Source organism: Caballeronia arationis, from assembly GCF_001544975.2.
GTDB lineage: Bacteria > Pseudomonadota > Gammaproteobacteria > Burkholderiales > Burkholderiaceae > Caballeronia > Caballeronia arationis.
The window spans coordinates 133,525-142,269 of record NZ_FCOG02000013.1 but is presented as its reverse complement, the minus strand read 5'-3'; the positions used below and the strand labels follow the sequence as shown (position 1 = coordinate 142,269).

Sequence of the window (8,745 nt, the reverse complement as noted above, 5' to 3'; positions counted from 1 at the left end):
CACACACTCTGTGATAACGTCATGATTGGCTCCGGTCGTCCACGGGTCTTCGGACCCATTGAGCTTCGAGCTCGTACATCGCTGGGCACGTCCCAGCCGGCTCGACCGGAGCCACCTTACACCGCCAGCGCTCCGCAGTCACCCGTACAACTCGTCGGTCTGAGGCGGAGCCTCGTTAGGGAGTCAACGGTATTAGGACGTGACCGCACTTGCACTACCGAGTGGCGCAGCGCCTAAGTGTCGCCCTCAAAGGACCACCGGGCTTGGCGCGCGCACGCACTGACACCACTGAAACTCGACCGGAGTGGTATGCACTGCGTTCCGGTCCGTCCGCGCTTCGCTCGGACGGGGGGGCACAACCGAAAACAAGTGGACTACAACCTCGACCGCGAACCTAAACCGCACGACTAATGCACCTCTCGTCCAGCGAAGCGAAAACGGATGAATGACTGCTGTGCCAACTCGTTTGCTGTGCGATTTCACAGTGCGTGCCGCGCACCAAGCCCCTGAAGTCCTTTGAGGGCGACACTTAGGCGCTGGGCCACTCGGTATTGCCAGTGCGTTGCCGTCCTAAGACTGCTGCCTGAAAAAGCTGCTTTCTTTGCTTACTTTCTTTGCAGCAGCAAAGAAAGTAAGTCCCGCCCCGGACAGGGGCAGAGCCAATAGACCGACAAGAAAACAAGTTTCATGGAAGCGCAGGCGTATCAAACGGTGTTTAACAACCCCGAGCGCCAGCAAAACCTTTACGCGTGTCCGCACTTCGTATCGCAGGCCTGCGCTTCTTCAACCTGCTGCGAAGCCTCGGCGCGAATGCCGAGTCGTTCGAGCAGTTTGCGGTCCGCTTCGGCTTGCGGATTGCTCGTCGTGAGCAACTGATCGCCGTAAAAGATCGAGTTCGCGCCAGCGGCGAAGCAGAGCGCCTGCAGCGCTTCGTCCATTTGCTCGCGTCCGGCCGAGAGCCGGACCATCGCGCGCGGCATCGTGATGCGCGCCACCGCGATCGTGCGCACGAATTCGAACGGATCGAGCGGCGCGGTGCCCGTCAGCGGCGTGCCTTCGACCTGCACGAGATTGTTGATCGGCACCGATTCCGGATACGGGTCCATGTTCGCGAGTTGCGTGATGAGACCCGCGCGCTCGCGACGCGATTCGCCCATGCCGACGATCCCGCCACAACACACGTTGATGCCGACATCGCGCACCCGTTCGAGCGTATCGAGGCGGTCCTGGTAGGTGCGCGTCGAGATGATCTGGCCGTAGAACTCGGGCGACGTGTCGAGATTGTGGTTGTAGTAGTCGAGACCCGCTTCGCGCAGGCCTTCTGCCTGATGCGCTTCGAGCATGCCGAGCGTCACGCAGGTTTCCAGACCCATCGCCTTCACGCCGCGGATCATGTCCTTGATCGGTTCGAGATGACGGTCCTTCGGATTGCGCCACGCCGCGCCCATGCAGAAGCGCGTCGCGCCATTCGCCTTCGCGATCTCGGCGGCCTTCAGCACGGCATCGACTTCCATCAGCTTGTCCGCCTTCAGTCCCGTGTCGTGATGCACCGACTGCGGACAGTACGCACAGTCTTCCTCGCAGCCGCCCGTCTTGATTGAGAGCAGGGTCGAGAGCTGCACGGTGTTCGGGTCGAAGTGCTCGCGATGCACGGTCTGCGCGCGATAGAGCAGGTCGTTGAACGGCAGTTCGTAAAGCGCGACGACATCCGCGACGCGCCAGCGCTGCAGCGTCTGCGCTTGCGACGCGGCTTGAGTCTGAGTTTCGGCGGGTCGTGCTTGCGTCATGTGATCAATCCTCTGGATAAAGCGTGAGTCAGTGGCCCGCGTCGGTTGCCTGAAGCGTCTGCAACAGCAGGGTCGAATCGATGTGCGTTGCCGCCTGTCGGGCATCGGGCGGCGCGAGATAGGGAACGGTGCCGATGAGCGGCGCGTTGTACTGGCTGTCGAGGCGCAGCCGGATCGCCTCGATGTTCTCGCCGGGATAGAGCATGTCCGGATCGACGCGATTCGCAACCCAGCCCGCGAGCCTCAGGCCGCGCGCGGCGATCGCCTCGGCGGTGAGCAGCGCGTGGCTGATGCAGCCGAGCCGCATGCCGACCACGAGCACGACCGGCAGGTTCAGCGCGAACGCGAGGTCTGCGGTGTCGTGCACATCGGTGAGCGGCACGCGAAAGCCGCCGACGCCTTCCACCACGACGACATCGGCCTGAGTCATCGCGAGCTTGTGGGCATCCACGATACGCGAGATGTCGAGCGACACGCTCTCGCGCGCGGCCGCGATATGCGGCGCGATGGGTTCCTTCAGCAGATAAGGTGTGCGGATGTCGGGCGGCAGCGCGACGTTTGCGGCGGCATCGAGTTGATCGGCGTCTTCGTTGTGCCAGACGCCATCGCGCTCGATGGCGCCCGCCGCGATCGGCTTCATCGCGGCGGCGCGCAAGCCCTGCTGCGCGAAGCCGTGCAGCAGGGCCGACGAAACGAGCGTCTTGCCGATCTCGGTATCGGTCCCGGCGACGAAGAAGGAAACGGGTGCGTTCATTGCTGCTGCTCGCTCAGGGCGTGAAGGGCATCGCCGAGAAGGGCGAGATCCTGATCGCTGTGCGAAGCGGAGAGCGAGATGCGCAGACGCGACGTGCCGGCGGGCACCGTCGGCGGACGGATCGCGGGCACCCACAGACCCTTTGCATCGAGCGCGGCGGCGAGCGCGAGCGTTTCATCGTTCCCGCCGATCACGAGCGGCTGCACCGCCGTGTGCGAATCGACCGGTAGCCAGCGCGTGCGCCGGAGCATCGCACGCGTCGTCTCGATCAGCGCGGTGAGATGCTTGCGACGCGCGTCTCCTTCTTCGCTCCCGATGATCCTGATGCTCGCCGACACCGCATGCGCGACGGCCGGCGGCGACGCCGTCGTGAAGATATACGGACGCGCGCGCTGCACGAGCCATTCCACCACGGTCTCGTGCGCGACGACGAACGCGCCCGCGACGCCTGCCGCCTTGCCGAGCGTGCCGACATAGACGAGATGCGGCGAGCGCAAGGCGGCGTGCGCGAGTGCACCGCGTCCTTGCGGCCCGAGCACGCCGAAGCCATGCGCATCGTCGACGACGAGCCACGCGCCATGACGCTCGGCGAGTTCGACGAGACGCGCAAGCGGAGCGATGTCGCCGTCCATGCTGAACACGGTATCGGTCACGATCACTTTCGTGGCCGCTTCGCCCGACGATGCGTCGAGCATCGCGTCGAGCGCTGCCGCGTCTGCGTGCGGATAGATCTGCACTTCGGCGCGCGAGAGCCGCACGCCATCGATCAGCGACGCGTGGTTGAGCGCATCGGAAAAGACGAGCGTGCCGCGCCCCGCGAGCGTCGTGAGCACGGCGAGGTTCGCCATGTAGCCGGTGCTGAAGTAGAGCGCGCGCGGGTTGTCGACGAAGCCGCCGCTGAATTTCGCGAGGTCGTCTTCGAGTTGCGCATGCGCGCGCGAGTGGCCGCCGAGCAGATGCGAGCCACCGCTGCCCGCGCCGTAGCGTTGCGCGCCTTCGGCGAGCGCGGCGCGCAGCTTTTCATGCGCGGCGAGGCCGAGATAATCGTTGCTCGCGAAGCCGATGATCTCGCGGCCGTCCACCGTCATGTGCGCGGCGCAGGCGCTGTCCGCGGTGCGGCGGCGACGGCGCAGGCCGCGCTGGCCGATGTCGGCGAGGCCTTGCTTCAGCGTATCGAAGAGCGCGTCGGATGTGCTGCTCATGCGGCCTCCGCGAGCGTGGCTTCGAAGGTCGTGCGCGTGCGTTCGGCGAGCAGCATCAGCTCTTCATCGTCGAGAATATAAGGCGGCATCAGATAGACGGTCTTGCCGATCGGGCGCAACAAAAGCTCTTGTTTCAGGGCATTTTCGAAGAAACGTCGCGAGAATGTGCGGGCTTGAGTAGCGTCTTCGATCACCGCGTCGAACGCGAAGATCGTGCCGCGCGAGCGCAGGTTGCGCACATTCGGATGATCGCCCAATGGCTTCAGCGCAGCGCTCATCAACGACGACTTGCGACGGTTCTCGTCTAGCACGTCCGCGCTGTCGAACAAGTCCAGCGTCGCGAGCGCCGCGCGGCAGGCGAGCGGATTGCCCGTGTACGAATGGGAATGCAGGAAGCCGCGCGTGAGGTCGTCGTCGTAGAAGGCGGCATAGATTTCATCGCGCGTGAGCACGATCGACAGCGGCAGATAGCCGCCGCTGATGCCCTTCGAGAGACATAGGAAATCCGGCCACACCGACGCCTGTTCGCATGCGAAGAAGGTGCCGGTGCGTCCGCAGCCGACCGCGATTTCGTCGGCGATCAGATGCACGCCGAACTCGTCGCACAGCGCGCGCAGTCCCTTGAGATACGACGCATCGTGCATCGCCATGCCGGCCGCGCACTGCACGAGCGGCTCGACGATAACCGCCGCGAGATGTTGCGCGCGCGCTTCGAAAAGCGAGCGCATGTCGGCGAGCGCGGCGCGCGCTGCGTCGTCACCTTTGCGCGAATCGGGCGAAGTGACCACGTGCGCGTGACGGATCAGCGCATCGTAAGCGTCCTTGAAGAGCGCGACATCGGTTACGCCGAGTGCGCCGATGGTCTCGCCGTGATAGCTGTTCGCGAGACACACGAATTCGCGCTTCTGCGCCTGTCCGCGATTGCGCCAATAGTGAAAGCTCATCTTCAGCGCGATCTCGACCGCCGATGCACCGTCGGACGCGAAGAACGCATGGCCGAGCGTCTGTTGCGTCAGCGCCGAAAGCCGCTCCGCGAGCAACACCGCCGGCTCGTGCGTGCAGCCCGCGAGCATCGCGTGTTCGAGCGTGTCGAGCTGATCCTTGAGCGCCGCGTTGATCGCGGGATTCGCGTGGCCGAAGAGATTGACCCACCACGAACTGATGCCGTCGAGATAACGCCGGCCGTCATGATCGTAGAGCCACGCGCCCTTTCCGCGCGCGACCGGAATGAGCGGCAGGCGCTCATGATGTTTCATCTGGGTGCAGGGATGCCACACGGCGGCGAGCGATCGCGCGACCCAGTCTTGATTGGCTTCAGTGTTCAAAGCAACTCCACGACATGCGCAATGCGCACGCCCATTACTTCACGCGAGCCACGACGGCTTGCGCTTCTCCAGAAAACTACGCACGCCATCGCGTCCTTCATCGGATGCACGAATGCGCGCGATGCGGTCGGCGGTATCGGTGATCAGCGTGTCGTTGATCGCCCGCTCCGCCAGGTCGACCACCAGTTGCTTGCATTCGCGCACCGCGTTCGGGCTGTTCGCGACGATCGACGCCGCTACTGCGTTGACGGCCGCCTCGAGCTGATCGGCGGCCACAACCTGATGCACGAAGCCGATGCGCAGCGCTTCGGCTGCATCGAAACGCTCGGCGGTGACGAAATAGCGATGCGCCGCGCGCGCGCCCATCGCGCGGATCACATAGGGCGCGATCGTCGCGGGCATGAGGCCGAGCTTCGCCTCCGATAGGCAGAAGTTCGCGGTGTCGGCGCTGATCGCGATGTCGCACGCGGCGACGAGGCCCATGCCGCCCGCGTACGCGTCGCCCTGCACGCGCGCGATCACCGGCTTCCCGCAGGTGTAGATCGTGTTGAGCATCGTCGCGAGACCGAGCGCGTCGGCGCGGTTCTCGGCGTCCGAGTAACCCGCCATGCGCTTCATCCAGTTCAGGTCCGCGCCCGCGCAGAACGCCGGACCGTTCGCGGCGAGCACGATGGCGCGCACGCTGGTGTCGTCATTGAGCGCGCGAAACGCGGCGGTCAGTTCGACGATCGTCGCGTCGTCGAAGGCATTGCGCACGTCGGAGCGGTCTAGCGTCACGCGGGCAACGTGCCCCTCGACGGCGAACTGGAGACGCTGCAGGTTCAGTGCATCGGTCATGGAAATGTCTTCGCAAGGTGGACGACGAGAAACCGATTATCGCTAAATTCGAGATGCATTTCGATTCCGGCCCGCAATGCGGGCTTGCTGCGCAGCCACGAGGGCGCGCGGCGCACGCGATACCGCGCGTAACTTCGTGCATCGCGTTGGCTTGTCGGCGCATTTTGCGCGCGAAGATGCAAAAACGCCGGCTCGTGCGCCGGCGTGAAAAAAAACGGAGTTCGGTAAATTCAGCGCGATGCGGTCTGCGTGTCGCCGCTGGAATCGCGCCAGACGACGGCTTCGTCGACTGCGTAGAGACGGCACGGATCGCTGCTTTGCTTCTGGCAGCTCGCAAGCGCGACGGACATCGGATCGTCGCCGCCCTCGGCCCACGACCACGCGCCCGAGTTCGACACTGCGAACGCCCGGCTCGAATACTGATTCAGGAAGTTGCGATAGCCGGCCCGGCCGCTTTCGTCGAGGAACGGAACTGCGGTAACGGCATCGAGGTTCGCATAGCCGGTGGCTTTCGGCGCATGCGGCTCGGAGACCTGATATTGCACCGAGGTCGGCATGCCGATCTGCGCGAGGAACGCCTTCACGTGCGGCCACCAGACCTGGACACCGTCGCGGTCGCCGACGAGGCGGTGCGCGTCGTTCTTGTAGCTGCCGAAATCGAACATCTGGGCTTTCGCGCCGTGTTCGGTGAACGCCGTATACATCTGGCCCGCGAGCTGGCCCTGCCACACGGAGTCGTTATTGCCGTAGAGCCAGAGCGACGGGAGACGCACCTTTTCGCCGTAGGCGCCGAACGCCGAGGTGAGGTTTTTCTGCCAGCCTTCGCACTCGTCCTGGCGCAGGCCGCCGGAAAAGTTGATCAGGCCGCGCACGCCGGGCGCCGACACGGCGTCGCGCGCGCCATAGGCAATCGCAGTCAGGCCGCCATGCGAGGTCCCGCCGACGACGATACGGGTCTTGTCCACGTACGGCTGCTGGCTCATGTACGCGACCGTTGCCGCGACGTCGCGCGCCTGTGCGTAGCCGTTCGCTTCGACGTTGCAGCCGCTGCCGGCATAGTTGCCGTCCGATTCGGCGAAACCGCGGCGATTCGGCACCACGACGACGTAGCCATGCCGCACGAATTCGCGTGCGAGCGCGAGCGGGCGGTTGCGGGGCTGATTGTGCGAGTCGCCGGGGAGCTTGCCGTGATTGAACACGATCATCGGGAACGGGCCGTTGCCGTCCGGCTTGAAGATGGTGGTCTGCAGCGTGATGTCGTCCTCGGGAACGCGGATCACGGTTTCGTTCAGACTATTGTCGACGACGGGGAGGGTCGGATCGATGGTGCCGGGAAGCTGCCCGAACGCGGGTGCCTGCAGTCCTTCCGACTGGCGGGTGCCGCCGACCGGAGCGGCGTGCGCGACGGATTGCAGCATTCCGAGTGCGCAAATGAGGCTCAACCCGATCGAACAGACGTTGCTTCCCATCCCTTTGAACTCCAGCCGCCTGAAAGGCATTAAACGGTGTGGCCCAGATTGAAATCGCAAACCCAAGTCACAAACCGACCTCCCTGCTTACCTTGGAAGCAGTATGAGGGCGGGATTCCGGGAGTCATGTCCTGAAAAGACACGACATTTGGCTTCAATACGGCCGTTCAGGCACTGCATTACGACTTCGCCTGACGTAACCGTAGATTAACCGGTCAAAAAGAATGTGAACAATTAGCGAAGACCCTGTAATTACTCGCTTAATCGAAAGCAGGTATTAAGGGAATTTCTACCGTGTAATTGTAGGGAACGCTTAATAACACTTTTAGGCGTTATTAATTTCGCCGTCGATATAAAGCCAGCGTCCGTCGGCATTGCGCACGAAACGGCTCGTTTCATGCAAACGGTGCGCGCGTCCCCCGACCTTGTAGCGCGCGACGAATTCGACTTGCGCATGGTTCGCGTCGACCTGCACATGGCGCTTGATCTCCAGGCCGAGCCAGCGCGTGGCCGGATCGGCGGAAGCGTCGAGGTCGTGCGGACACGTTTCGTCTGCCCATGTGGCGCGCAGATAGGGCGTGTCGCCGAGGACATAGGCGGTGTAGCGCGAACGCATCAGTTCCATCGCGGTGGCGGGTAGCGCGTGGCCTTCCACGAACCGCCCGCAGCAGTCCGCGTAGCGCGGCGCGCGGGCGTTCGGCCGGCGTTCGGGCGACGCGCCGCCGCATGGGCATTCGAGCGGCGTCATTGATCGGCGTGCGGCATGTCGATGTGACGCGGCTGCGTGCGCACGCGTTCGAGCCACGCGCGGATGGCCGGGTAGCGCACGAGATCGAGATTCGCTTCCCCCGCGACATGCGTGTAGGCATAGAGCGCGATGTCCGCGACGGTATAGCGCTCCCCGACGAAATACGCGCGCGTGGCGAGATGCGCCTCCATCACGTCGAGTGCGCGATACGACCCCGCGATCTTCTCGGGCAGGCGAGGATCGTCGGGCGTCTTGAGGAACTGCAGGATGAAGCGCGCCACCGCGACGTTCGGCTCGTGGCTGTATTGCTCGAAGAACATCCACTGAAGCACCTGCGCACGCGCAAGGCGGTCGGCCGGCATCAGCGGCGTGCCTTCGGCGAGGTAGCAGAGGATCGCATCCGACTCGGAAAGACACGTGGTGTCGTCGATCTGCAGCACCGGCACCTTGCCGTTGGGATTGAGCTTGCGAAACGCGTCAGTGCGCGTCGCGCCGTTCATCATGTCGACTTCATGCCACGCATACGGCAGTTTCAGCTGTTCGAGCGCGAGCTTCACCTTGTAGCAGTTGCCCGAAGCCGATACACCATGTACCTGATAAGTCACGAGCGGTCCCTGGAAACG

General features: G+C 64.1%; 8 protein-coding genes. All 8 read right to left on the bottom strand.

All coding sequences use genetic code 11. The annotated features are described in order from the left end of the window. Positions 1–743: 743 nt before the first annotated feature. Positions 744–1,787 (bottom strand): biotin synthase BioB, encoded by a 1,044-nt coding sequence (bioB, locus tag AWB81_RS10755; protein WP_062635005.1) that lies wholly within the window; start codon positions 1,785–1,787, stop codon positions 744–746. A gap of 28 nt (positions 1,788–1,815) precedes the next feature. Further along, positions 1,816–2,541, bottom strand: coding sequence for a dethiobiotin synthase (gene bioD, locus AWB81_RS10750; protein WP_062635003.1), 726 nt, complete (start codon positions 2,539–2,541; stop codon positions 1,816–1,818). Beyond that, complete coding sequence (bioF, locus tag AWB81_RS10745; RefSeq protein ID WP_062635001.1) at positions 2,538–3,743, bottom strand: 8-amino-7-oxononanoate synthase; 1,206 nt, start codon at positions 3,741–3,743, stop codon at positions 2,538–2,540. The genes bioD and bioF overlap by 4 nt, the downstream gene beginning before the upstream one ends. After that, positions 3,740–5,068, bottom strand: coding sequence for an adenosylmethionine--8-amino-7-oxononanoate transaminase (gene bioA / locus AWB81_RS10740; protein ID WP_062634999.1), 1,329 nt, complete (start codon positions 5,066–5,068; stop codon positions 3,740–3,742). Before bioA ends, bioF begins: the two co-directional genes overlap by 4 nt. Before the next feature lie 39 nt (positions 5,069–5,107). Next, entirely contained in the window at positions 5,108–5,905 is a 798-nt protein-coding gene (locus AWB81_RS10735) for an enoyl-CoA hydratase/isomerase family protein (protein WP_062634997.1), read from the bottom strand. A gap of 230 nt (positions 5,906–6,135) precedes the next feature. Next, complete coding sequence (locus AWB81_RS10725) at positions 6,136–7,374, bottom strand: dienelactone hydrolase family protein (RefSeq protein ID WP_062634993.1); 1,239 nt, start codon at positions 7,372–7,374, stop codon at positions 6,136–6,138. A 325-nt stretch (positions 7,375–7,699) separates the two neighbouring features. Then, the gene (locus tag AWB81_RS10720) at positions 7,700–8,122 is read right to left on the bottom strand and encodes a YchJ family protein (RefSeq protein WP_062634991.1); all 423 of its coding nucleotides are present in this window, start codon (positions 8,120–8,122) and stop codon (positions 7,700–7,702) included. Then, positions 8,119–8,727 carry a glutathione S-transferase family protein gene (locus tag AWB81_RS10715; protein WP_062634988.1) on the bottom strand — a complete coding sequence of 203 codons (609 nt, stop codon included), beginning with the start codon at positions 8,725–8,727 and terminating at the stop codon, positions 8,119–8,121. Before AWB81_RS10715 ends, AWB81_RS10720 begins: the two co-directional genes overlap by 4 nt. Positions 8,728–8,745 lie beyond the last annotated feature (18 nt).

Coding starts and splice junctions, on each gene's coding strand:
- bioB (WP_062635005.1), bottom strand. CDS start 1,787: ATGACGCAAGCACGACCCGCCGAAACTCAGACTCAAGCCGCGTCGCAA.
- bioD (WP_062635003.1), bottom strand. CDS start 2,541: ATGAACGCACCCGTTTCCTTCTTCGTCGCCGGGACCGATACCGAGATC.
- bioF (WP_062635001.1), bottom strand. CDS start 3,743: ATGAGCAGCACATCCGACGCGCTCTTCGATACGCTGAAGCAAGGCCTC.
- AWB81_RS10735 (WP_062634997.1), bottom strand. CDS start 5,905: ATGACCGATGCACTGAACCTGCAGCGTCTCCAGTTCGCCGTCGAGGGG.
- AWB81_RS10725 (WP_062634993.1), bottom strand. CDS start 7,374: ATGGGAAGCAACGTCTGTTCGATCGGGTTGAGCCTCATTTGCGCACTC.
- AWB81_RS10720 (WP_062634991.1), bottom strand. CDS start 8,122: ATGACGCCGCTCGAATGCCCATGCGGCGGCGCGTCGCCCGAACGCCGG.